We start from the raw sequence: 23,560 nt of genomic DNA on the forward strand, positions 1-23,560 counted from the left end.
CGGGCCTGTCCTTAACTCTTGCGCGGCGGACGACGACGGTTGTTGTTGCTGTTGCCACCGCCCTGGCGATCCCGCATGGTGCGGTTCATCGGCTGACGATTGCGGAACACCCGCTTCGGCGCAGTCACGTCATCTAGCAGCGCTTCGCGATCATATTTGCTGACCGGAATGGCGTGGTGGATGTACTCCTCAATGGCCGGCAGGTTGAAGGCATAGTCTTCACAGGCCAGGCTGATGGAGTGACCGCTCTTGCCGGCACGACCGGTACGACCGATACGGTGTACATAGTCTTCGGCGTCGTCGGGCAGGTCATAGTTGAAGACGTGAGTCACGTCGGGGATATGTAGGCCACGGGCAGCTACATCAGTAGCGACCAGAATATCCAGCGCCCCCTTGGTGAATTCATCCAGAATTCTCATGCGTTTCTTTTGCGGTACATCGCCGGTCAGCAGGCCAACGCGGTGGCCGTCGTTCTCTAGCCAAGCGTGGACGTCTTCGCAGACATGCTTGGTGTTGGCGAAGACGATGGCTTTTTCTGGCCATTCCTCTTCCATCAGGGAGAGCAACAGCAGCATTTTGTCTTCGTTAGAGGGGTAGAACAGCTCCTCTTTGATCCGCACGCCGGTCATCTGCTCCGGTTCGACCTGCACATGTTCTGGGTGATTCATATGCTCATAAGCCAGCTCCTGCACCCGCAGGGAGAGAGTGGCGGAGAACAACATGTTCAGGCGCTCTGTGGCGGGCGGCATACGGCGGAACAGGAAACGGATGTCCTTGATGAAGCCCAGATCGAACATGCGATCCGCTTCGTCCAGTACCACCACTTGGATACTACCAAGGTCAATTACCTTGGACTTGAAATAGTCAATGATGCGGCCAGTAGTGCCGATCAGGATGTCGACACCCTGCTCCAACACGGCCAGCTGCTTGTCATACCCTTCGCCGCCATAGGCAAGGCCGAGTTTTAGACCTGTAGAGGCGGCGATACTGTCAGCATCGTTATAGATCTGTACTGCCAGCTCCCGAGTCGGCGCCATGATGATGGCTCTCGGTTGATTTACCAAACGGGGAGTGGTCAGCGGGTGAGTGAGAAGATAGTTAAACGTTGCCGCTAAAAAAGCGATGGTTTTACCAGTTCCTGTTTGGGCCTGACCAGCTAGATCATGGCCCTCTACAAGCAGTGGCAGAGACAACGCTTGGATGGGCGTGCAGTAGTGAAATCCCTTTGCTTCCAGACCAGCCAGAACTTCGGGTTCGAGGCCCATTTGGGCAAATTTTTCAGTCGTTAAATGTGTTTTGCTCATGGCGGTAGGTTATCAGGTTAGGCTTGCAATAATAAACAGGATCATTTCAAATAGGGCAACTATTGCCTTTATTGATGAGTCAATTAAGGCCTATTTACTGATTGGAGTTGGAGATGAGTGACAAGATTGTTCAGCTGAGCGATGCCAGCTTCGAGGCCGATGTAATCAACGCCGATGGCGCGGTACTGGTCGACTTCTGGGCTGAATGGTGTGGTCCGTGCAAAATGATTGCCCCGATCCTCGACGAGGTCGCCCAAGAGTATGCTGGTCGCGTAACCGTAGCCAAACTGAACATCGATCATAACGCCGACACTCCGCCCAAGTACGGCATTCGTGGTATTCCAACCCTCTTGTTGTTCAAAAATGGCGAAGTGGCCGCGACTAAGGTTGGCGCCCTGTCCAAAACCCAACTGAAAGACTTTTTGGACGGTAATTTGTAATGATTTAAAAGGAGCGCATTGCAATAATGCGCTCCTTCGGTTTTATCACCTAGACGCTCATCCCGATTGGTGCTAACTTATTGCTCGTTTGCTAACCTTTTTGCCTGACTTTTTGCTTAGCAATCACATGGGCAATCCAAATCTGATCAGCATCAATCCAGCAGACTGTCTCCTCATTTCAATCCTTGCTTACAGACTTTCACCACTATGAATCTGACTGAATTAAAGAACACTCCTGTGTCTGAGCTGGTCAAGCTCGGCGAATCCATGGGGTTGGAAAATCTGGCTCGGGCGCACAAGAAAGATATTATCTTTGCAATCCTTAAGGCGCACGCCAAGGGTGGTGAGGATATATTTGGCGACGGTGTGCTGGAAATTCTGACCGATGGTTTCGGCTTTCTGCGTAGTGCAGACGGCTCTTACTTGGCAGGTCCAGATGACATTTATGTCTCCCCAAGCCAAATTCGCCGTTTCAATCTACGCACCGGCGATACCATCTCAGGCAAGATCCGGCCGCCCAAAGAGGGCGAGCGCTATTTCGCGCTGCTCAAGGTCAACGATGTCAACTACGACCGTCCGGAAAACTCCCGCAATAAGATCCTGTTTGAAAACCTTACCCCCCTGCACGCCAACGAGCGTCTGCGTATGGAACGGGGTAACGGCTCTACCGAAGATATCACCGCTCGGGTTCTGGACCTGGCTTCCCCCATCGGTAAAGGCCAGCGTGGCCTGATCGTGGCGCCGCCCAAGGCCGGTAAGACCATGCTGCTGCAGAACATCGCCCAGAGCATCGCCTACAACCACCCAGACTGTGAACTGATCGTTCTGCTGATCGACGAGCGTCCGGAAGAAGTGACCGAGATGCAGCGCATGGTGAAAGGGGAAGTGATCGCTTCCACCTTCGACGAGCCAGCTTCCCGTCACGTTCAGGTTGCCGAAATGGTGATCGAGAAGGCCAAGCGTCTGGTCGAGCACAAGAAAGACGTGGTGATCCTGCTGGACTCCATCACCCGTCTGGCTCGCGCCTACAACACCGTCATCCCCTCATCCGGCAAGGTTCTGACCGGTGGTGTGGACGCCAACGCCCTGCACCGTCCCAAGCGCTTCTTCGGCGCCGCGCGTAATGTTGAGGAGGGCGGCAGCCTGACCATCATCGCCACCGCGCTGATCGATACCGGTTCCAAGATGGACGAGGTTATCTACGAAGAGTTCAAGGGTACCGGCAACATGGAACTGCACCTCTCGCGCAAAATTGCCGAGAAGCGCGTCTATCCTGCTATCGACATAACCCGCTCCGGCACCCGTAAGGAAGAGCTGCTCACCACCGGCGACGAGCTGCAGAAGATGTGGATCCTGCGCAAGATTGTTCACCCGATGGGTGAGATCGACGGCATCGAGTTCCTCATCGACAAGCTGGCGATGACCAAGACCAACGACGAGTTCTTCGACGCCATGCGGCGCCAGCAGAAGTAAGTCCGGTCAGAAAATGACGAAACCGCGGCCCTGGTCGCGGTTTTTCATTTGGCTAGCTGACCTCCCCTACCTCATTGCTATGTATCAGCACTCTCACTTGCTTGCCCCTGATGACCTCACGCATCTGTTCCAATCCAGATACACCTGCAAGGGCGCCAAGGTTATAATGCAACATCTCCTCCACCCTGTTGGGAACGTGCATGAAATACAAGGATTTGCGTGATTTCATCGCGCAGCTGGAACAACGCGGACAACTCAAGCGCATCAGCCGCGAGATCGATCCCTATCTGGAGATGACCGAGATAAGCGATCGCACCCTGCGGGCCGGTGGCCCAGCTCTGCTGTTCGAAAATCCCAAAGGCTACACCATGCCAGTGCTGACCAACCTGTTCGGCACCCCAGATCGGGTGGCCATGGGCATGGGCCAGCCCGATGTGAGTGCCCTGCGTCAAGTCGGCACTTGGCTCTCCTATCTCAAGGAACCCGAGCCACCCAAGGGATTCAAGGAGCTGATGGAGAAGCTGCCGATCTTCAAGCAGGTGCTCAACATGCCGACCAAGCGCCTCTCTTCCGCCCCCTGCCAGCAGGTGGTGCAAGAGGGGGATGCGGTTGATCTCGACCAGATCCCGATCCAGCACTGCTGGCCTGGCGATGTAGCGCCGCTGGTCACCTGGGGTCTCACCATCACCCGTGGCCCCTACAAGAAGCGGCAGAACCTCGGCATCTATCGCCAGCAGAAGATCGCCAAAAATAAGCTGATCATGCGCTGGCTTGATCACCGCGGCGGTGCCATCGATTTTCGCGAGTGGCAGGAGGCCCATCCCGGTGAGCGATTCCCGGTAGTGGTGGCACTCGGCGCCGATCCGGCGACCATTCTCGGCGCAGTAACACCCGTGCCGGACACCCTCTCCGAATATGCCTTTGCCGGTCTGCTGCGCGGCAGCCGTACCGAGGTGATCAAGGCCATCAGCTGCGATTTAGAGGTGCCAGCCAGCGCCGAAATCGTGCTGGAAGGCTATCTGGAGCCGGGTGAAATGGCGCCGGAAGGGCCTTACGGCGATCACACTGGTTACTACAACGAGGTGGATGAGTTCCCGGTCTTTACCATCACTCACCTCACCAAGCGGCGCGATGCCATCTATCACAGCACCTACACTGGCCGGCCGCCCGATGAACCGGCGGTGCTGGGTCTGGCGCTGAACGAGGTGTTCGTGCCGCTGCTGCAGAAGCAGTTCCCCGAGATTGTGGACTTCTATCTGCCGCCGGAAGGGTGCTCCTACCGGATGGCGGTGGTGACCATCAAAAAACGCTACCCGGGCCATGCCAAGCGGGTGATGCTGGGGGTCTGGTCCTTCCTGCGCCAGTTCATGTACACCAAATTTGTGATCGTCTGCGATGACGACATCAACGCCCGTGACTGGAACGATGTGATCTGGGCAATCACCACTCGGATGGACCCAGCGCGCGACACGACCCTGATCGAGCACACCCCCATCGACTACCTCGACTTTGCCTCACCGGTCTCTGGGTTGGGCTCTAAGATGGGGCTAGATGCCACCAATAAGTGGCCGGGAGAGACCAACCGGGAGTGGGGACAGCCCATCGTGCAAGATGCTGCGGTGAAGCAGAAGGTCGATGCCATCTGGGATGAGCTCAATATCCTCGGATGAGGCAAACATGACAGCTTTGCTGCAAAAAGTGATGCGATCCGCACTGATTTGAGTATTCTCGACTGACGGGGCCAGGGCTGCTGGTCGTCACTCCATAGTGAAACAATGAGCGAAGCGGGCCACGCGAGCCCGCCACAAGGATAAGCATGCAACGTATCAAATGCCGCGTAGAGGAACTGCGCGAATATGTCGACACCATCTGGCATGTGGCCCTCACCCCACAGCAAGCCGTGCAATTTAAACCCGGCCAGTATCTGCTGGTGGTGATGAGCGATTCGGACAAGCGCCCCTTCTCCATCGCCAACTCGCCGACCCGCCCGGGCGTGCTAGAGCTGCAAATTGGTGCCACTCCCGAGAATGCCTACGCAGGTCAGGTGCTGGCGCGGATGCGCGAGCAGGGCGAGATCGAGGTCGAATTGCCGGCGGGCAAGGCGTTCCTGCGGGATGAATCCCCCCGTCCGCTGATCCTGATGGCGGGCGGCACCGGCTTCTCTTACGCCCGCTCCATGCTGGAATACCTGATCGACACAGGCAGTAAGCGCCCGGTGTTCTTCTACTGGGGCGTGCGTCAGGCTCACTGGCTTTATGAGCTGGAGCAGATGCAGCAGTGGGAGCGTGACTATGCGCCGCTCACCTTTATTCCTGTGGTGCAGGAGCCGGAGGCTGACTGGACCGGCAAGAGCGGACTGGTGCACAAAGCGATCATGGATGATTTCACCAGCCTCTACGACTACGACATCTACGTCGCCGGTCGCTTTGAGATGGCGGGGGCCGCACGGGAAGAGTTCAAGATCCTCGGCGCCGAGCCGGAGCGGATCTTTGGTGACGCCTACGATTTTATCTAGTCAGGCCGACGTTCTCCCATTGGTGCCGCACAGCCTGTGACTATTTGCCGCGACAATCCCCGTCTCTCTCTATCTCACTCAACCATGCCCGTCAGTTCGCCCTGACGGGCATGGTTGTTATTGGCTTTGCTCACCCTGTTCTGCTGGGACCTTGACTGCATACCACAGCAGCACTTAACACGTGATTATCAGGTAGCACCCGATAACCCCGCAGCTGACCCCCTCGCTATTCCACCAGCGCTGGGATGATAATGGCCAGCGGCAGGGAGGGGCCTCCTGAGCGGAGTGGTCTGGGTCAACGCGGTGAAGGGCCCCGAGTCTGGCACCCTCATTGCAGCACTTGGGATCGATGGCAGGCTGACTGCCGAGCGACGAGGGTCAGACTTACTCAGGCATCACGAAGCCGCTGTTTCACTCTCTCTGCGGTGCCCGCATACCCTATCACGGGTTGATGTGATGCAAATCTGGTATGCGCGCCCCAAGGCGGACCCCTGCGCCGCTGGGTGCGTCAGCAAATCCATCAAGTTGCCGATGTACTAGCGACCGAATATGCCGAGCAGGCACAGAGCGAACAAGGCTCATCATCAACCTAGATGGTAGATCGGCCGCCTCAGCCAACACACAGATAGAGGACCGATATCGTCAGTTCCCAGAGGTCTGAGATTCAACCAGCACGGTTCGTGAATTGTGTTAATACCAAACAAAGAGGTCATCATGTTTAAGGCTCTGTTACTAGAAAACCAAGCGGGCAAAACTGTAGCCACCCTGACCCAGCTGGCCGAGAGCCAGTTGCCAGCAGGTGAGGTACGGGTATCGGTTGCGTATAGTTCCATCAACTACAAGGATGGGTTGGCGATCACCGGCAAGGGCAAGATCGTCCGTCAGTGGCCGCTGGTGCCCGGCATCGACTTCGCCGGCACCGTGCTCGAATCTGCCGACAGCCGCTATCAGGTGGGCGATAAGGTGGTGCTGACCGGCTGGGGCGTTGGAGAGAGCCATTGGGGCGGCATGGCCGAACAGGCGCGGGTCAAAGGGGACTGGTTGGTACCACTGCCTGCTGGGCTGGATGAGCGACAGGCAATGTGTATCGGCACTGCCGGTCTCACCGCCATGCTCTGCGTGTTGGCACTGGAAGAGGCCGGCATTACGCCGGAAAGCGGCGAGGTGCTGGTCACCGGCGCGGCCGGCGGTGTGGGCTCCACCTCGGTGGCGCTGTTGGCGGCGCTTGGCTACCAAGTGGCCGCGTTGACCGGTCGTCCACAAGAGCAGGGGGCCATGCTGACGGCGCTGGGTGCCAGCCGTATCGTGCCACGTAGTGAACTACTGCAACCCGCCAAGCCGCTGGAGCAGCAGCAATGGGCCGCAGCCATCGACACCGTTGGTAGCCAAGTACTGGCCAAGCTGCTGGCCCAAATCAACTATGGCGGCGCCGTGGCTGCTTGTGGGCTGGCGGGCGGTATTGATCTCCCTACCAGCGTGATGCCCTTCATTCTGCGCAATGTGCGGTTGCAAGGAGTTGATTCGGTGATGTGTCCGCTGGCGCGTCGTCAGCTGGCGTGGCAGCGACTAGCGCAAGCTCTACCCGCCCATTTCTTTGCACTGGCGGTCACTGAGATTGGGCTAGAACAGGTCGTTTCAGCTGCTACTGCGATCACCGAGGGACAAGTGGCAGGACGAATTTTGGTTAAATTTTAATCTCATTTTGACTGGCAACGCCCATTTTTATGGATAGACTTTGAATGCAGGCGCACTATCCAAGGAGAATGAAAATGGGTGGACACAAGCCGGATGACGAACTCGACGACGAGTGGGACTCGGAATCCTGGGAAGATGAGCTGGATCAGTGGGAAGATGAGATTTGGCTAGATGACGAGCCGCTCGATGACCAATGAACAGCCAATTTATATGAACAGGCGGGCCATGTTGCCCGCCTGATTACTATTACTATTATGATCGACGATTACGCGGCCCAGCAGACCCCCCTCTTGCTGGGCTGCTTTGTTATGGCCAGCTCCTTTATTGACCCTAAGACAACGCCGCCATTGATAGCTGATGGTTTGTTGGTGGTCGATAGCATCATCACTCATCCCTACACTGCCGCGCTCATAAGCTATCAGGATGCCGTGAACCGCTGAGGTAACCCATTAGGTGACAGGTCCTGCTTGTGATGGTGGCCGCACTGGAACAGAATAAATTACTCAAACGATACTCAAGGATGGCTATGCGACTTTCCATGATGGTGCTGGTGGGACTGCTCGGAGGCTGCGCCTCCCACGGTGATCCCTGCGAGAAGGTATGGCGTGATGTGGGGGAAGCCGACGGCAAACTCGGATTGACGGCCGACCGAGTGGCCTTTCATCAGACGCAATGTGGCAATAAGGTGGATGCAGAGTTGTGGGAGCAGGGCCGCCAGCAGGGGCTGGCGTGGTATTGCCGCCCAGAGCACCTGTATTTAGCGGGGCGGACCGGCAGTGAATATCGCGGTGTATGCCCTAACGATGGGCAGGCTCGCAGGTTGCTTGAGCAAGGTCGCCAGAGCTGGGCAGATCAATAACTCGCTGACCAGCCATCACTCCTCTTTAAGCCGTAGTGGCTGACACAGGTAGTCTCTGTCGTTGGCACTGCGGGCACATTTTCCGCAGACAAACTTGGGTTTACTCACGATTCTACGCAAAGACTTGAGATCACTGGGGATCTCGTGGCGGCGCCACTCACACAGGGTTTTGCTGCCCATCTTGACTACCTCTACGACATGATGGGCGTATTGTAATCGATTTTCATTTCGAATAAAGCGGCAAATGCGCGTCACCGATCTTTACGCGAATCCTTACGTCTCGCAGGTCATTGATAGAGGAACTTGGTAAAAAAAAGCTCGCGAACGGCTTTCTTTCCCGTCTCACTGACCAGCAATTCATTGACCTTGGCCTCACACTCTTGACGCAGCTCTTCGCGGTTCACCAATGATTTGACCTGCTCGCCCTGTTTACTCCCGATTAAGCGGATAATGGCATCACGGATCAGCGGGTCATGCTGTTCCAATAACTTAAGGTCAGCCTCATTTTCAGCCATTAACTCGACGCTGACCCGCAGGTAACCCAAGGTTTTGTTATTGCTCAGATAGTTGGTAATGATGTCAGGATCGAGCGCATGGTAGGAAAAGCTCGGCTTGACCACCCCTTCGGCACCCTCTACGGCGGGTTCTTCCTCAGACGAGGCTTGTACTTGCCATCCACCACAACTGAGTAGCAACAGCAGGAAAATTTTAAATATCTTCATATAGATGACTCACATTTGCGGCAAAGAATTGAGACTGGATATCGCCATCAGGCCAGCCAAGGGCCACCGAGGTGGTCAATCAACATGGCGATATCACTATGTTCTGGCTGACTAAGCCGACCAATAGGGGTGCTTAGGGCTGCTTCACCCAGATCAATTTATCCGTGGCAAAACCTAATTTTTTTGCCTTGGCAACCACTGCATCGAGCTGCTTTTGGGGGGGATTCGGCTGACGAGAGAGAATCCATAAGTAATCGTGGTTATAACTGGTGACCAACGAGAGCTGATAGTCAGGATCAAGATCAATGACGTTATACCCGCCATAAAAAGGGCCGAAAAAGCTGACTTTAAGCCGTGCCTCATCCGGTTTATCGACAAAATAGGCTTTTCCTTCAGCCTCACGCCAACTGCCATTGGCCTCTCTACCGCGGTTAACCACCTTAACCCCGCCATCGTCGCGCAAACTATAGGTCGCACTAACCTGTTCCAACCCCCGCTCGAAGCTGTGATCAAGGCGGGCAATTTCATACCAAGTGCCGAGATAACGCTCAAGCTGAAAGCCCGTGATGGGGCGCACGCCATCGGCAAGACCAGTACACGCTGTCAATAACAGTCCAGTGAGCAGACCAAGCAGTAAACGCATCCTCTATTCCTCTTTATCAATGTCAATGTGGCTAGGTTAGCCCCTTCATAGACCGACCCGCGGGCGTGCTGCCCCTTCCATAACGGGCACAAGTGATCGCACACCCTTAGTACCATGGCTCGCCCGATACTCGGCCTCATGTTACCGATACCTTACCCGTTAACGTGCTGTAGGGTAAGTCAGCAAAGGGACACATCTCCATTCATGCCCTCATCTCAACCGCAACGTTGTCCCCTCGACCATGGTGAACACCAGCAAGGCTCGCTTGTCCCCTAATTAGCATATTTATGGCATTCACGCTGACGCCGTCAATGACTCATCAGACAATGTAAAGTGTGAAGCTGATTGCTCCCAAGCCCATTGTTTACTGGGGTAACGCTGTTAAATTGTTATAAAACGGTTATTTTTTCGATTTTGGCCCAATATCTGTGATCTGGGCAGATTTTGTGAGAATAAAAAACGCTAAGATAGAACTTGGGCAAAACATTTTTTTTGACTGGTTGGATCACTTTTAGTAGCGGATTTGGCTGATTTAACTCTCTAATTTGGTTTGTTTTTTTAAATCCCTGCCGTTGACAGGCTGAATTCTGTGCACTGACTGCTGGTTGTGTGGTTGTAATAAAACTCCAAAATTTGATACTAATCACCCTCGCGCCTGAAAAGCAGGGCCTGACCATGACAGGAGGTTGAGGTAAAGCCGCCTTGTTTTCATTAAAAAGGCCCTTGGCCCACCGCTTGGGCATGTTTTGTTTCGCTAGAAATGCGACACTGGGAAGCGATTTTTTATTAACCATCAGGGAATAGTCATGCAGATTGGAATACCGAGAGAGAGTCTCGTCGGTGAGACCCGGGTCGCAGCGACCCCGGCTACCGTCGAGCAGCTGAAAAAGCTCGGCTTCGAGGTCGCCATCGAGTCCGGCGCAGGCCAGTTGGCCAGCTTCGATGATGCCGCCTTCGAGGCTGCCGGTGCCAGCGTGGTGCCGAATGTCTGGCAAGCGGACCTTATCTTCAAGGTCAATGCGCCGACCGATGCCGAAATCGCACAAATTAAAGATGGCGCCACTCTGGTGAGCTTCATTTGGCCTGCCCAGAACCCTGAGCTGGTCAAGAAGCTGTCCGAGCGCAACATCAATGTGATGGCGATGGACATGGTGCCGCGGATCTCCCGTGCCCAGTCCCTCGATGCCCTCTCCTCCATGGCCAACATCGGTGGCTATCGCGCCGTGGTTGAAGCTGCGCACCAATTCGGTCGCTTCTTCACTGGTCAGATCACCGCAGCTGGTAAGGTTCCTCCTGCCAAGGTACTGGTGATCGGTGCCGGTGTAGCCGGTCTGGCCGCCATCGGTACGGCCGGTTCCCTCGGCGCCATCGTGCGGGCGTTCGATACCCGGTTAGAAGTGGCCGAGCAGATCGAATCCATGGGTGGGGAGTTCCTCAAGCTGGACTTCGGCGGCGAAGATGGCGCCTCCAGCGATGGTTATGCCAAAGTGATGTCCGATGAGTTCATCGCAGCCGAGATGGCGCTGTTTGCCCAGCAGGCCAAAGAGGTGGACATCATCATCACCACCGCGCTGATCCCTGGTCGCCCAGCGCCCAAGCTGATCACCAAGGAGATGGTCGACAGCATGAAGCCGGGTTCCGTCATTGTGGACTTGGCTGCAGCAACCGGCGGTAACTGTGAATACACCAAACCGACCGAGCTGTTCGTCACTCCTAACGGCGTCAAGGTGATCGGTTACACCGATCTGCCGGGTCGTCTGCCTGCCCAATCCTCCCAGCTTTACGGTACCAACCTGGTCAACCTGATGAAGCTGATGTGCAAGGAGAAGGACGGTAACGTTGCCATCAACTTCGAAGATGTGGTGCAGCGCAACATGACGGTGATCCAGGCTGGTGAAGTGACCTTCCCGCCGCCCGCTATCTCCGTCTCTGCCGCGCCGCAAAAGCCGGCTGCCGCCAAACCGGCCGCGAAAAAGGAAGAGGCCAAACCCTCCAACAAGAAGTTCATCTGGGGTGCCTTGGGCATCGCTGCGTTCGGCTGGGTTGCGGCTGTGGCACCTGCTGCGTTCCTCTCTCACTTCACTGTATTCATCCTGGCCTGTGTGGTCGGTTATTACGTGGTGTGGAATGTCTCCCACTCACTGCACACACCACTGATGTCGGTCACCAATGCCATTTCCGGCATTATCGTGGTCGGCGCTCTGCTGCAAATTGGGCAAGGTTCTACCTTGGTTACCGCGCTGGCGTTTATCGCCGTGCTGATTGCCAGTATCAACATCTTCGGTGGCTTCACCGTGACTCAGCGCATGCTGAAGATGTTCCGTAAGGATTAAGGGGGTTTAACGTGTCTCAAGGACTGGTAACAGCAGCCTATATCGTTGCCGCCGTGCTCTTCATCCTCAGTCTTGCGGGACTGTCGAAGCAAGAGACGGCCAAGCATGGCAACTTGTTCGGTATCGCGGGGATGGCTATTGCGCTGCTCGCCACCGTGTTCAACCCAGAAACCAGTGGCGTGCACTGGATCATTCTGGCCATGGTGATCGGTGGTGCCATCGGTGTGCGTCTGGCGCTCAAGGTCGAGATGACCGAGATGCCCGAGCTGGTGGCGGTGCTGCACAGCTTCGTCGGTATGGCAGCGGTGCTGGTGGGCTTTAACAGCTTCATCGATCTGCACCCCTCCGCCCCTGCTGAAGTAGTGGTTTCCGTTGGTTCCAACCTAGATGCCACCTTGGCAGCGGCCCGAGCGGCGTTCGAGCAGGCAGCCAGTGTTGCCCAGGTCGAGCACCTCTCCGGCGCCATGCTGAACATCCATCTGGTCGAAGTATTCCTTGGTATCTTCATCGGTGCCGTGACCTTCACCGGCTCTGTGGTGGCGTTTGGTAAGCTGCGTGGGCTTATCTCCTCCAAGCCGCTGATGCTGCCACATCGCCACAAGCTGAACCTGCTGGCGGTGGTTGCCTCGCTGGCACTGATGATCTACTTCGTCAACGCCGGTGGTTCAACCTTCGCCCTGTTGGTGATGACCCTGATCGCCTTCGCCTTCGGCTGGCATCTGGTCGCCTCCATCGGTGGTGCTGATATGCCGGTGGTGGTCTCCATGCTCAACTCCTACTCCGGTTGGGCGGCAGCAGCGGCGGGCTTCATGCTCTCCAACGACCTGCTGATCGTGGTGGGTGCGCTGGTCGGCTCCTCCGGTGCGATTCTCTCTTACATCATGTGTAAGGCGATGAACCGCTCCTTCATCTCCGTGATCGCCGGTGGTTTTGGTTCTGACGGCGTGGCCTCGACCGCTGAGGAAGAGCTGGGCGAGTACCGCGAAACCAATGCGGAAGACGTGGCCGACATGTTGAAAAACGCCAGCTCCGTCATCATCACCCCCGGCTACGGCATGGCGGTGGCGCAGGCCCAGTATCCGGTGGCTGAAATTACCCAGAAGCTGCGGGATCGCGGCGTCAAGGTGCGCTTTGGTATTCATCCGGTTGCCGGTCGCTTGCCAGGCCACATGAACGTGCTGCTGGCGGAAGCCAAAGTACCGTACGACATCGTGCTGGAAATGGACGAGATCAACGACGACTTCAGCGACACTGACGTGGTGCTGGTGATCGGTGCCAACGACACCGTTAACCCAGCTGCCATGGAAGATCCGGGCAGCCCGATCGCCGGGATGCCGGTACTGGAAGTGTGGAAAGCGCAGAATGTCATCGGCTTCAAGCGCTCCATGAACACTGGCTATGCCGGTGTCCAGAACCCGCTGTTCTTCAAAGAGAATACCCAGATGCTGTTTGGCGATGCCAAAGCCAGTGTCGAGGCAATCCTCAAGGCGCTATAACGCCAACCTTGGATTGCCCATGCCGCTGCGGGTCTCCCCGCAGCGGCATTTTTATTGTCTGGCCATAGCCACCGCTCATCACATTAAGGTTTTACATCGCGCAAGATCGGGTTTTGCAGTGAGATCAGGGTCTCTGTGGACTGGATCTCATCAATGGTCTGGATCTTATGGATAAGGACGGTTTGCAGCTCGTCGATGGAACGGGTCATCACCTTCATGAAGATGCTGTAGTGACCCGTGGTGTAGTAGGCCTCCACCACCTCGTCTAGCGCCTCCAGTTTAGCCAGTGCCGAGGGGTAATCTTTGGCGCTTTTTAGATTGATCCCGATAAAGCAGCAGACGTCATAACCCAGCTTCTTCGGATTCACCTGTACGCGGGTCCCTTCGATGATCCCAGCCTGTTTCATCTTCTCAACCCGCACATGGATGGTGCCTGCGCTGACCTGCAACTGCTTGGCCAATTCGGCATAAGGCAGCCGCGCATTGGCCATCAATGCAGTGAGGATCGCTTGATCAAGATTATCGATCCGATAATTTTCTGGCATTTTTTCGCCCTTTAATTAATGAAACCTCATTTATTTACCCTTTATTTTGAACAAAAAAATCATAAAAGCCTATTTCCGTTGTCGAATATTGAATTAGGTAGGGATTTTGTTGAAGAATCGCCACATCCAATGATGTTTGAGATAGGTATCTAGCATGAAACAGCACTACATTCGCAGCCAGCAACAGATCAGCTTTGTCAAAGAGATGTTCTCCCGTCAGCTTGCTTTGCAACTGGGCTTGATCGAAGTACAAGCCCCGATTTTGAGCCGCGTGGGCGATGGCACCCAAGACAACCTGTCAGGCCATGAGAATGCAGTGCAGGTCAAGGTGAAGAGCCTGCCGGAGCACCGCTACGAAGTAGTCCACTCCTTGGCAAAATGGAAGCGGCAAACCTTGGGGCGTTTTGGCTTTGGTCCGGGTGAAGGGCTTTATACACATATGAAAGCGCTCCGTCCCGATGAAGACAAACTCACCCCCATCCACTCGGTCTATGTGGATCAGTGGGATTGGGAGAAGGTGATGCCCAGCGATCGCCGCGATCTGGCCTATCTGCAAGAGACGGTCTGCTGCATTTGGAGTGCCATCAAAGCCACTGAACGCGCAGTATGCGCTGAGCATGATCTCACTCCCTTCCTTCCTGCCGAGATCCAATTTCTGCACAGTGAAGAGCTGCTGACTCGTTATCCCGATCTCGATGCCAAGGGGCGCGAGCGCGCCATCGCCAAAGAGCTCGGCGCGGTGTTTCTGATCGGTATTGGCGGGGCTTTGTCTCAGGGTGAACGGCACGATGTGCGAGCACCGGATTATGATGACTGGAGCAGCCGCAACGAGCTAGGGCTCGCGGGCCTCAACGGTGACATTCTGGTGTGGAACCCCGTGCTGCAAGATTGCTTCGAACTCTCTTCGATGGGGATCCGGGTCGATGCCGACGCTCTGCGCCGCCAACTGGCCATCACCGGTGATGAAGATCGCCTGCAATTCGAGTGGCATCAGGCGCTGCTGGCAGAGCAGATGCCACAGACCATCGGGGGGGGAATTGGCCAATCTCGCTTGGCGATGCTGCTGTTGCAAAAAGAGCACATCGGCCAAGTACAGGTGGGGGTGTGGTCTGCCGAGGTGAAAGCCAGCCTGCCAGGGATGCTGTAGTCAGTCCCCAACGATAAACGATAAGCCATGGGAAAACCCAACAGGGATGCCGCGCGCATCCCTGTTGGGTCATAGAGAGAGCAGGCTACCTCGGCGTTCATGCCACCGAAGAGCCGACGGCTTTGCTACCATGAACAGCCGAGCCTTGCCTTAATCAGCCCAAGTTTGAGGTGAGCCCTTCTCTGAGATAAGCGCAACCAAGCCATTGATATCGATCACAACGCCGATCTGCGGGTGGAGACCACGCGCTTGCAGATCTTCTGCCATCACATACACGGTGCGTCCTACCAACCGTTTACACCAATCCGGCGCGACGGCGGCAATGACACCATCTTGCGCCAAAATCAGTTCATCCTCAGGTTGCAGGTACGCTAAGGCCTGTTCCAGTGCAGCGTGCTGAAAAGGTGAACTGAGAATCAGGTGTAACATGAACAACCTCAAAAACTAATGTGAGTTGGATAATCGGTCCAACAGGCAGCGAGCTCGTCGCGGGCCAGTAAGGTAACCGGTATCACTAAATCAGCCTCTTGCAGGCCGCGCTCGAACAGCGAGTCCCGACAGACATAGATATGGTCAATGTCGTAGAGCTCCAGCATCTTAAAAGTGGGCGCATAGTGACGCTGTAAAATGGTGGCAGGCTGCTGTGCTTTCACCAGTTGCAGCACCCCATCGCCAATCAAAAACAGCGCGAGCGATTCGGTGAATGCTGACGTGGCTAATAAGGCATCCAGCCCTTCACGACCCGCTGCATAACCATGGGGCGCATGACGACCAATAAACGCGATTTTTTTCATGACGCCTCTAAAACTGAACAAAGCGATCGGCAGTGAGAACCGCCTCAGCCAATTGGCCTAAACCGCTTAAATGAAAAGGGGCCTGTAAGTTGAACTGCGTTTGGCCACTGCTTTGCGCCTCCGACTGATCCAGCACGCCACGGCGCAGCGCCGCCGCCACACAGACATCAATGGGGATGCCTTGTTCCTGCGCTAAGGCTGACCACAGACGCACTAAATCGACCTCATCAGAAGCGGGTGAGTGCAGGGTATTGCCGTTGCAAACCCCCTCTTGATAAAAAAACACATATGCTAATCGATGCCCCTGAGCCACCAGCGCTTGGGCAAAACGATAAGCCGTGCTGGCCGTCTGGGTGCCATAAGCGGGCCCCGTGACTAACAAGGCATAACTCAAACTCATACCCACTCCTGCTTGCACATCATTACCTACAGAACCCGCCCACTCCGGTACGCCTGCCCTAACATATGGCGCCACCTGCGCACGCTATCACCGTCATATGTGGCTATGTAGCGCGTGGCGTTAGCGCCGCCGCAACCCGACGTCAGCCACGTTGGCTAACGTCATCTGGCTGTCATCGCGCAGTGCCATAACCTGAGTAGGTTTTCGTTATATCCAGCAGGAGCGAACGATGGAACTGCAAGATGCCCCAGTATTGCGCTATTTAGGCCACCTGAGCCAACCTGACGCCCCTACCCTGATTAACCTCGATTGGTTTTTACAGCATCAAGACGCCGCAGGCTTGATGAGCCAACCAGAGCCCCCCGCCGATCAGGGCTGCGCCGCCTCGACAGCCGCCACCTTACCTTCTATCAAAGGCAGGCTGAAGCTGTAAGCCACATAATATTTGTAGATGGTGCTGACGTAGTTAATGGGGCCTTGCCCCACCTCATTGGCGACCAGCTGATCGACGTTACCAAACCAGACGTTGGGGTCCAGCCCCAGCTTGCTCGCCTTGGCACGCTGCGCCTGCACCCGATTCGGGCCCGCATTATAAGCCGCCAACGCAAACAGATGACGATTCAGCCGGTCAAGGGCGGGGTCATTAAAATAGGTATCTAGGATCAGCCGCATATAGCGACAGGCTGCCTCCACATTGCCCGTCAGCGAGGTCAAGTTTGCCCCTGTCACGCCGACTTCTCGGCCAGTGCTGGGCAGCAGCTGCATTATACCAACCGCCCCTTTGCTCGAACGCGCATTGGCATTGAGACCTGACTCTTTGTATCCCAATGCGGCTAGCATCAGCCAATCCAACTCATATTGGGCGGCATAGCGCTCAAACACTTTGCGGATCGCCCCCAGCCGTCCCAGCGGGTCGGGGGCCAAAATATTACTCATTCGTTCACTGTGGGCCACTAAACGGCGCAGGCTCATGTCGTTGTACAGCGTCCGCTTACCGGTATCAGCAAGATAGCGATTCACCGCCTTGAGTAGCTCAGGGCTATCTTTACGCAGCGCCCACGCACTGCGACCATTAACCCGTAACGGGACCAGCTTATGCGCATTGACGTCTGAGAGACTCTCCAGCCAGATCCGGCCCTTATAGCTATCGGTCACCGTAAGAGGAATGATGCCCGCAGCAACCATTTCCAGCAGATCGCCATCTTGTAGGTATTCTGGCACGGTCTCGATGTAGACAGGGGGCAAGCCTAATTCCCGAAACAACCAGTTAAGCTGGCGCAGGCTTTCGTGATAGCTAGAACTAGCCCGTACCCAGACACGCCGCCCCGACAACTGAGTGATCCGGTTAAACTCGGCCAATCCCCCCTGACTGATCACCCACTCTTCGATTGGCGCAATAACGGGGTTTGAAAACGCCACCTGCTCACTTCGGGTTGACGTTACCGTCATCGTGGCCACCACGATATCGCCTCGCCCTTCGGTCAGATAGTCCAACAGTTGATCTTGGCGCACCGGAATATAAATCACCTTGAGTTTGATCTTTTCGTTGGCCAGATAAGTCTTGTTGAGCCAGTGTTCAAAACCCTGTAACTGATTGACTAATATGCCGTATTGCGCCCCTTTATCGAGGAAATAGAAGCCACGCTCATAGACAACCAGTGCCCTGAGCACCCGCTTTTGCAGTACCTGCTTGAGATCAGCGGATGGAAAAAGATGCTGGGGCGCTAAATCCGCCGCAAAAAGAGGAAAACAACAAAGGGCCAGCAGACCCCATATCCATTGCCGCATATGGGCGTCCTCTGTTGGTTGGCACGAGCGATACGCGCTGCTTGAAATACAACTTGTCGAGGAAACCTTGGCACACACATGACATTGATGCCGCCTTCGCAAACACCATGCACCCTTGCAACCCCGAGTAAAAAACCAACACGGCAGGCAGGCCTGCCGCATCTCTGCACCGTTAAATAGCGCGGGCCCGCATCTCGAAAATCAGTTTTTCTGCGGTACACGTAAATTGCAACAACGCCTTAAGGGTCACTCCCGCCGCGCTCTGCGCTACTTCGCTGCTCACCGTTGCCTCCGCGGTCACTTGCTTAGCCAGCGCTTCGTAAGAAGCTAACTTGAGGCGAGCATCCGCTTCACTTGCCGCTTCAATCACCAGCTCCATCACATCATCACCTTCACCAATGATGGTGCCAATCTCCGCAAAACAGCCGCAGCTGTCACAGGTTTCGTTTAGTTCAACTTTATCGTTTATCGACATACTTATGCTCCTACTTAATCTCAGGGCTACTGGCTAACAAACACCTTGCAAACATCTCAGAAGGCTGTAGCTAGCATCTATCTATTGGTAACTCGCTATATTTCCAACCAAACCCTTGCGATAAGCCTCCCACCAGCACGAGCAAACAATGCTAGATATGAACATCATCGTGCCCTGTCGCAGGCTTATATCAACGTCGAGTGCGAGATGTTGTACCAAAAAAACGGTCGGGGATTGCTGGGCAATATCAAGGTCAATGCAAATTAGCAAATAAATCGGCACCCTGAAATAAATACGGCGACCCTAAGGCCGCCATATTGCTTGTGCTACTTGCCTCTTCTGCTGCTACATCCTGTACCAGCGGCCCACACTGAGGGCCAAAGACCGATCGAGGATAAGATCGGCAAGATATGAAGACAAATGGTATAAATTCATTTTAAAGTTGAAAAAGATTCATATCATGCTGTTGGAACAACTCGGACGTATTGACCTCAACCTATTGATAATACTTCAAGTTTTACTAGAAGAGCGCAATGGCAGTCGGGCAGCTCGGCGTCTGCATCTGAGTCAATCCGCGGTGAGCAAAGCCCTCGGTCGCTTACGGGAAACCTTTGATGACGCACTCTTCGTCCGCTCAGCTTATGGTCTCGAACCCACGGCACGCGCCTTAACGTTGCAGCAGCAACTCCAGCCCATCTTGCTGTCGTTAGATACCTTAATCCAACCGCCTTGCTTCGATCCCACCAGCTCGGAACGCGAGTTCGTGATCGCCAGCATGGATAGCGCGTTTACCTTGTTTGCTCCCCTCTACCTGAGTGAACTCAAGCAACAAGCGCCACGGATACGGCTGCGCTACGAGGAGTGGACTGAAAATAGCCTGACTGAAATGAGCCAAGGACGGGTCGATATTGCGTTTACGGTGCGAGAAAATTGCATTAACTCTGATTATCGGCTCGATACCCTACCCAGCAGTATTTGCCAGCGGCTCCTGACATTGGATGGGCTCACCTGCCTAGTACAACAACACCATCCGGCGTTACAGGCGACGAACTGGACACTGGCAGAGTATCTCAGTTATCCCCATGTCCAAACCTACTGCGAAGGGCGGGATCGCTGGATGCTGGACCATAAATTGGCAGAGCAGGATCTCTACCGACGGATTGAGGCTAGCGTCCCCTCCTTTGAGGCGGCGCTACGAATGACGATGCACTCCAATATGATCGTCACCCTCTCCAAGCTCTATGCGCGACATGCCACCCAGGTGTATCCCCTGCTCTCACTACCGCTCCCGCTCGAGCTGGACACCATTTCTCATCTGCTGATCTGGCATCAGCGCCATCAGGAAGATCCCGGCCATCGCTGGCTCAGAGAGACCCTACTTTCGCTGATCATGAACCAGCTGGATCACTAGGGTAGTTCTTCTCCTATTTCCCACCTTATAACGAAAGGAACTAGCATGACCCGTCATCCCAGCATCAAACATTGGCACGAGCTGCAAGAACCTGAGCCGGGATGTTACCCCGGCAGCGAGGAGCGAATGTCCCTCGGTAGTGCACTGGGCAGACATTTTGGCTTTAGCCGGATCGGCATTCATCACGAGCTAGTGGAGCCAGGCTGCCGCACTAGCTGGCCCCATGCTGAAGAGACCGAGGATGAGTTCGTCCACGTGCTGGAAGGCACACCAGATGTCTGGCTAGATGGGACGCTGTATCGACTACAACCGGGGGACTCGGTCGGTTTCAAGGCGGGTGATGGGCTTGCCCATACCTTTATCAACAACACGGATAAACCAGTAAGATTGCTCTGCGTGGGGGATCGAAATCGCGCCGATAACCGCATCCACTACCCCCTACATCCCGATTACAACCATCAGATCGGCGAGCGACACTGGCACGACGTGCCTGCCCGCGACATGGGCCATCACGATGGCCTGCCGGATAGACTACGCGAGCGGGACGGCCCTTTCTGATCCCCCTCACCATCGTGGGGGGAATGAGCATGGCAGCGTTTTACTACAAAGCCCCCTATGTTTCCTCTCGGTATTTAGGCACCCCCTCCGGCGAGGGGGGCAAGATGAAGAGGCTGATGGGGCTGCCAACATGGGGCCGCAGCGCCTGAAATCAGTGGGCCTGATCCCAGTTGTCACCGGTGCCCGCTTCAACCAGCAGCGGTACATCCAGTTCGGCAGCGGCCGACATCTTCTCCTTAATGATGGCGGTGTACTGCTCCAGCTTCTCTGCACGGATCTCGAACACCAGTTCATCGTGTACCTGCATCAGCATCCGGATCGACTCATCCTCGATACCGCGGATCCAGCTGTCCACGTTGATCATGGCGCGCTTGATGATATCGGCTGCCGTGCCCTGCATCGGGGCGTTGATGGCGGCCCGCTCGGCTGCCTTGCGCAGACCGGCGTTGCGGGACTTGATATCCGGCAGATAGAGGCGACGACCGAACAGGGTCTCGACATACCCCTGGGCTTCCGCCTGCTGACGGGTGCGCTCCATGTATTCCAGCACACCCGGGTAGCGTTCGAAGTAGAGATCCATGTACTTCTGCGCTTCGGCGCGACCGATCCCCAGCTGCTTGGCCAGACCAAAGGCACTCATGCCGTAAATAAGGCCGAAGTTGATCGCCTTGGCGCTGCGGCGCATGTCGGTGGTGACTACATCGAGCGCGACACCGAATACCTCGGCAGCCGTCGCCTTGTGAATGTCCTTGCCCTCGGCAAAGGCGGTCAGCAGCCCCTTATCACCGGAGAGGTGCGCCATGATCCGCAGCTCGATCTGGGAGTAGTCCGCCGCCACCAGCTTGTAGCCGGCGCTCGGGATGAAGGCCTGACGGATCCGGCGCCCCTGCTCGTTGCGCACCGGAATATTCTGCAGGTTGGGATCAGATGATGACAAACGACCCGTGGCCGCTACCGCCTGATGATAGGAGGTGTGCACCCGCCCGGTCTGCGGCTTGATCATCAGCGGCAGCTTGTCGGTATAGGTGGACTTGAGCTTGGCCAAGCCGCGATGCTCCATCAACAGGCGTGGCAGTTCATAGGTCTCCGCCAGCTCGGCCAGCACCTCTTCTGCGGTGGACGGCGCTCCCTTGGGGGTCTTTTTGATGATCGGCAAACCCAGCTTGGTGAAGAGGATCTCCCCCAGCTGCTTGGGTGAGGAGAGGTTGAACTCCTGTCCGGCCAGCTCGTGGGCCTGACGCTCCAGCTCGGCCAGCCGCAGTTCGATCTCCTGACTCTGCTGGTGCAGCAGCTTGGGATCTATGGTGGTGCCGATCAGCTCCATCCGCGCCAATACCGGCAGCAGCGGCAGCTCGATTTCGCTAAATACCTGGCACAGACCCGGCACGGCCTCCAGCTGACCCCACAGGGTCTGGTGCAGACGCAGGGTGATATCGGCATCTTCCGCCGCATAGGGAGCGGCCTGCTCCAGCTCGATCTGGTTGAAAGTGAGCTGTTTCACCCCTTTGCCTGCGATATCTTCAAAGGAGGTGGTCTCGACCCCGAGGTAACGCTTGGCCAGCGAATCCATGTCGTGGCGACTGGCGGTGGAGTTAAGCACATAGGATTCGAGCATGGTGTCGTAGGCGATGCCCTGCAGGTCGATGTCGTGGTTGAGCAGCACGTTGCGATCGTATTTGAGATTCTGCCCCACCTTGAGACGGGTCGGATCTTCCAGCAGCGGCTTGAGCTTGCCCAACACCACAGCTTCGGTCAACTGCACCGGCGCCCCGAGATAGTCGTGGCCAAACGGTACATAAGCGGCTTTACCCGGTTCTACCGCGAAGGAGACGCCGACGATCCGCGCCTCCATATAGTCAAGACTGGTGGTTTCGGTATCGAAGGCAAACAACGGTGCCGCTTTCAGCTGTTCCAGCCAGCCGTCAAACTCGGCTTCGTCCAGAATGCAGCGGTAGTCGGTTTCGATGGCGACAACCGGAGCAGCCGCCTCGCTACTTGCCTCTTCCGATCCGACGCTCTCTTCGCCACCGGAGTCCAGCTCCTTGATCAGGTTGCGCAGCTCATATTCGCGGTAGACCGCCAACAACGACTCCTTGTCGACCGGTTTGAGCAACAGCTGTTCCAGACTCTGTTCCAGCACCACATCGGTCTTGATGGTCGCCAAGGTATAAGAGAGACGAACCTGCTCTTCCTGCTCGCGGAACTTGTCGGCGAACGCCTTGGAGCCACGAAAGCCCAGGGCGGCCACCTTGTCGAGGTTGGCGGCAATCTCGTCGATGCTGCCAATCCCCTGCAGCAGAGCCAGTGCGGTCTTCTCGCCGACACCGGTCATACCGGGAATGTTGTCGACCTTGTCACCCATCAGGGCCAGATAGTCGATGATGAGCTCGGGCGGTACGCCAAACTTCTCGATCACCCCTTCCCGATCGGTCTTCACATCTTTCATGGTGTCGATCAGGGTGACATGGTCGGAGACCAGCTGTGCCATGTCCTTGTCACCAGTACTGATCAGCACCGGCAGCTGCTTCTCAGTCGCCTGGCGGGCTAGGGTGCCAATCACATCGTCAGCCTCAACGCCTTCCACCATCAAAAAGGGGAAACCCATCGCCTTGATCATCTGGTGAATAGGGGCAACTTGGCTGCGTAGATCGTCCGGCATGCTGGCACGAGTGGCCTTGTACTCGGGATAGATGTCGTCGCGGAAGGTCTTGCCTTTGGCATCAAACACCACGGCCACATGACAGTCAGGATATTGCTTGCGCAGGCTGCGCATCATGTTGGCCATGACACGGACGGCGCCGCTCGGCAAACCGGTCGAGGTACGCAGGTCGGCCTGCTGGGAGGCGAAGAAGGCACGGTAAAGATAAGAAGAGCCGTCGACCAGAATAAGGGGATTGCTAGGGGCCATGAATTCGTCCTGCCAGAATTAAACAGCCGCTAGGATGCCACAGCGCCCCCTTTC

25 protein-coding genes are annotated in these 23,560 nt (G+C 55.9%); 13 read left to right on the forward strand and 12 right to left on the reverse strand.

The window, feature by feature from the left end; all coding sequences use genetic code 11:
- Positions 1 to 11: 11 nt before the first annotated feature.
- The gene (gene rhlB / locus CUC53_RS01910) at positions 12 to 1,304 is read right to left on the reverse strand and encodes an ATP-dependent RNA helicase RhlB (protein ID WP_100292599.1); all 1,293 of its coding nucleotides are present in this window, start codon (positions 1,302 to 1,304) and stop codon (positions 12 to 14) included.
- Positions 1,305 to 1,417: 113 nt separating this feature from the next.
- Between rhlB and trxA the strand changes: the two genes are divergently transcribed.
- The 6 genes from trxA to CUC53_RS19425 all read left to right on the forward strand — a co-directional run bounded on the left by trxA (position 1,418) and on the right by CUC53_RS19425 (position 7,624).
- A complete protein-coding gene (gene trxA, locus CUC53_RS01915; RefSeq protein ID WP_100292600.1) occupies positions 1,418 to 1,744 on the forward strand; it encodes a thioredoxin TrxA in 327 nt (108 codons plus the stop codon).
- Positions 1,745 to 1,951: 207 nt separating this feature from the next.
- On the forward strand, positions 1,952 to 3,217 hold the full coding sequence (gene rho / locus CUC53_RS01920) for a transcription termination factor Rho (RefSeq protein ID WP_100292601.1): 1,266 nt from the start codon (positions 1,952 to 1,954) through the stop codon (positions 3,215 to 3,217).
- 200 nt (positions 3,218 to 3,417) lie between these two features.
- Complete coding sequence (gene ubiD, locus CUC53_RS01925) at positions 3,418 to 4,887, forward strand: 4-hydroxy-3-polyprenylbenzoate decarboxylase (protein ID WP_100292602.1); 1,470 nt, start codon at positions 3,418 to 3,420, stop codon at positions 4,885 to 4,887.
- Positions 4,888 to 5,033: 146 nt separating this feature from the next.
- Positions 5,034 to 5,732 (forward strand): NAD(P)H-flavin reductase, encoded by a 699-nt coding sequence (gene fre / locus CUC53_RS01930; protein ID WP_100292603.1) that lies wholly within the window; start codon positions 5,034 to 5,036, stop codon positions 5,730 to 5,732.
- 714 nt (positions 5,733 to 6,446) lie between these two features.
- A complete protein-coding gene (gene acuI / locus CUC53_RS01935; RefSeq protein WP_100292604.1) occupies positions 6,447 to 7,427 on the forward strand; it encodes an acrylyl-CoA reductase (NADPH) in 981 nt (326 codons plus the stop codon).
- A 74-nt stretch (positions 7,428 to 7,501) separates the two neighbouring features.
- A complete protein-coding gene (locus tag CUC53_RS19425) occupies positions 7,502 to 7,624 on the forward strand; it encodes a hypothetical protein (protein WP_272896743.1) in 123 nt (40 codons plus the stop codon).
- 9 nt (positions 7,625 to 7,633) lie between these two features.
- On the opposite strand, the gene CUC53_RS18765 is transcribed toward CUC53_RS19425, so the two are convergent.
- Positions 7,634 to 7,819, reverse strand: a complete 186-nt coding sequence (locus CUC53_RS18765) for a hypothetical protein (protein WP_157798174.1) — start codon at positions 7,817 to 7,819, stop codon at positions 7,634 to 7,636.
- 128 nt (positions 7,820 to 7,947) lie between these two features.
- Between CUC53_RS18765 and CUC53_RS01945 the strand changes: the two genes are divergently transcribed.
- The gene (locus CUC53_RS01945; protein WP_100292606.1) at positions 7,948 to 8,286 is read left to right on the forward strand and encodes a DUF2799 domain-containing protein; all 339 of its coding nucleotides are present in this window, start codon (positions 7,948 to 7,950) and stop codon (positions 8,284 to 8,286) included.
- 287 nt (positions 8,287 to 8,573) lie between these two features.
- On the opposite strand, the gene CUC53_RS01955 is transcribed toward CUC53_RS01945, so the two are convergent.
- The 3 genes from CUC53_RS01955 to CUC53_RS01965 all read right to left on the reverse strand — a co-directional run bounded on the left by CUC53_RS01955 (position 8,574) and on the right by CUC53_RS01965 (position 10,445).
- The gene (locus CUC53_RS01955) at positions 8,574 to 9,008 is read right to left on the reverse strand and encodes a flagellar basal body-associated FliL family protein (protein ID WP_100292608.1); all 435 of its coding nucleotides are present in this window, start codon (positions 9,006 to 9,008) and stop codon (positions 8,574 to 8,576) included.
- A gap of 133 nt (positions 9,009 to 9,141) precedes the next feature.
- Entirely contained in the window at positions 9,142 to 9,651 is a 510-nt protein-coding gene (locus tag CUC53_RS01960; protein WP_100292609.1) for a lipocalin family protein, read from the reverse strand.
- Positions 9,652 to 10,040: 389 nt separating this feature from the next.
- A complete protein-coding gene (locus CUC53_RS01965; protein WP_100292610.1) occupies positions 10,041 to 10,445 on the reverse strand; it encodes a hypothetical protein in 405 nt (134 codons plus the stop codon).
- A gap of 12 nt (positions 10,446 to 10,457) precedes the next feature.
- Between CUC53_RS01965 and pntA the strand changes: the two genes are divergently transcribed.
- Both pntA and pntB read left to right on the forward strand, forming a co-directional pair.
- Positions 10,458 to 11,984, forward strand: coding sequence for a Re/Si-specific NAD(P)(+) transhydrogenase subunit alpha (gene pntA / locus CUC53_RS01970; protein WP_100292611.1), 1,527 nt, complete (start codon positions 10,458 to 10,460; stop codon positions 11,982 to 11,984).
- Between the two features lie 11 nt (positions 11,985 to 11,995).
- Complete coding sequence (gene pntB, locus CUC53_RS01975; RefSeq protein ID WP_100292612.1) at positions 11,996 to 13,480, forward strand: Re/Si-specific NAD(P)(+) transhydrogenase subunit beta; 1,485 nt, start codon at positions 11,996 to 11,998, stop codon at positions 13,478 to 13,480.
- 83 nt (positions 13,481 to 13,563) lie between these two features.
- Here pntB and asnC read toward each other — a convergent pair whose 3' ends face one another.
- The gene (asnC, locus tag CUC53_RS01980) at positions 13,564 to 14,025 is read right to left on the reverse strand and encodes a transcriptional regulator AsnC (protein ID WP_100292613.1); all 462 of its coding nucleotides are present in this window, start codon (positions 14,023 to 14,025) and stop codon (positions 13,564 to 13,566) included.
- A gap of 154 nt (positions 14,026 to 14,179) precedes the next feature.
- Here asnC and asnA point away from each other — a divergent pair, with 154 nt between their 5' ends.
- Positions 14,180 to 15,172, forward strand: coding sequence for an aspartate--ammonia ligase (gene asnA / locus CUC53_RS01985; protein ID WP_100292614.1), 993 nt, complete (start codon positions 14,180 to 14,182; stop codon positions 15,170 to 15,172).
- 150 nt (positions 15,173 to 15,322) lie between these two features.
- Here asnA and tusB read toward each other — a convergent pair whose 3' ends face one another.
- Genes tusB through tusD form a run of 3 tightly spaced genes read right to left on the reverse strand, consistent with a single transcriptional unit; the run spans position 15,323 to position 16,366 of the window.
- Positions 15,323 to 15,601, reverse strand: coding sequence for a sulfurtransferase complex subunit TusB (gene tusB / locus CUC53_RS01990; RefSeq protein ID WP_100292615.1), 279 nt, complete (start codon positions 15,599 to 15,601; stop codon positions 15,323 to 15,325).
- A gap of 8 nt (positions 15,602 to 15,609) precedes the next feature.
- The gene (tusC, locus tag CUC53_RS01995; RefSeq protein WP_100292616.1) at positions 15,610 to 15,966 is read right to left on the reverse strand and encodes a sulfurtransferase complex subunit TusC; all 357 of its coding nucleotides are present in this window, start codon (positions 15,964 to 15,966) and stop codon (positions 15,610 to 15,612) included.
- A gap of 7 nt (positions 15,967 to 15,973) precedes the next feature.
- Entirely contained in the window at positions 15,974 to 16,366 is a 393-nt protein-coding gene (tusD, locus tag CUC53_RS02000) for a sulfurtransferase complex subunit TusD (RefSeq protein ID WP_100292617.1), read from the reverse strand.
- Positions 16,367 to 16,595: 229 nt separating this feature from the next.
- Here tusD and CUC53_RS02005 point away from each other — a divergent pair, with 229 nt between their 5' ends.
- A complete protein-coding gene (locus CUC53_RS02005; protein ID WP_100292618.1) occupies positions 16,596 to 16,799 on the forward strand; it encodes a hypothetical protein in 204 nt (67 codons plus the stop codon).
- Here CUC53_RS02005 and CUC53_RS02010 read toward each other — a convergent pair.
- Positions 16,736 to 18,154 (reverse strand): MltF family protein, encoded by a 1,419-nt coding sequence (locus CUC53_RS02010; RefSeq protein ID WP_100292619.1) that lies wholly within the window; start codon positions 18,152 to 18,154, stop codon positions 16,736 to 16,738. The two genes, CUC53_RS02005 and CUC53_RS02010, sit on opposite strands and share 64 nt — an antisense overlap.
- Positions 18,155 to 18,326: 172 nt before the next feature.
- Positions 18,327 to 18,629: a YfcZ/YiiS family protein gene (locus CUC53_RS02015; protein ID WP_100292620.1), complete on the reverse strand. Its 303-nt coding sequence runs from the start codon at positions 18,627 to 18,629 to the stop codon at positions 18,327 to 18,329.
- A gap of 460 nt (positions 18,630 to 19,089) precedes the next feature.
- Between CUC53_RS02015 and CUC53_RS02020 the strand changes: the two genes are divergently transcribed.
- Together CUC53_RS02020 and CUC53_RS02025 are read left to right on the forward strand one after the other, a co-directional pair.
- Positions 19,090 to 20,040, forward strand: coding sequence for a LysR family transcriptional regulator (locus CUC53_RS02020; RefSeq protein ID WP_100292621.1), 951 nt, complete (start codon positions 19,090 to 19,092; stop codon positions 20,038 to 20,040).
- 45 nt (positions 20,041 to 20,085) lie between these two features.
- Positions 20,086 to 20,598: a cupin domain-containing protein gene (locus CUC53_RS02025; RefSeq protein WP_100292622.1), complete on the forward strand. Its 513-nt coding sequence runs from the start codon at positions 20,086 to 20,088 to the stop codon at positions 20,596 to 20,598.
- A 151-nt stretch (positions 20,599 to 20,749) separates the two neighbouring features.
- On the opposite strand, the gene polA is transcribed toward CUC53_RS02025, so the two are convergent.
- Complete coding sequence (polA, locus tag CUC53_RS02030) at positions 20,750 to 23,506, reverse strand: DNA polymerase I (RefSeq protein WP_100292623.1); 2,757 nt, start codon at positions 23,504 to 23,506, stop codon at positions 20,750 to 20,752.
- Between the last annotated feature and the right edge of the window lie 54 nt (positions 23,507 to 23,560).

Source organism: Aeromonas cavernicola (assembly GCF_002795305.1).
GTDB lineage: Bacteria > Pseudomonadota > Gammaproteobacteria > Enterobacterales > Aeromonadaceae > Aeromonas > Aeromonas cavernicola.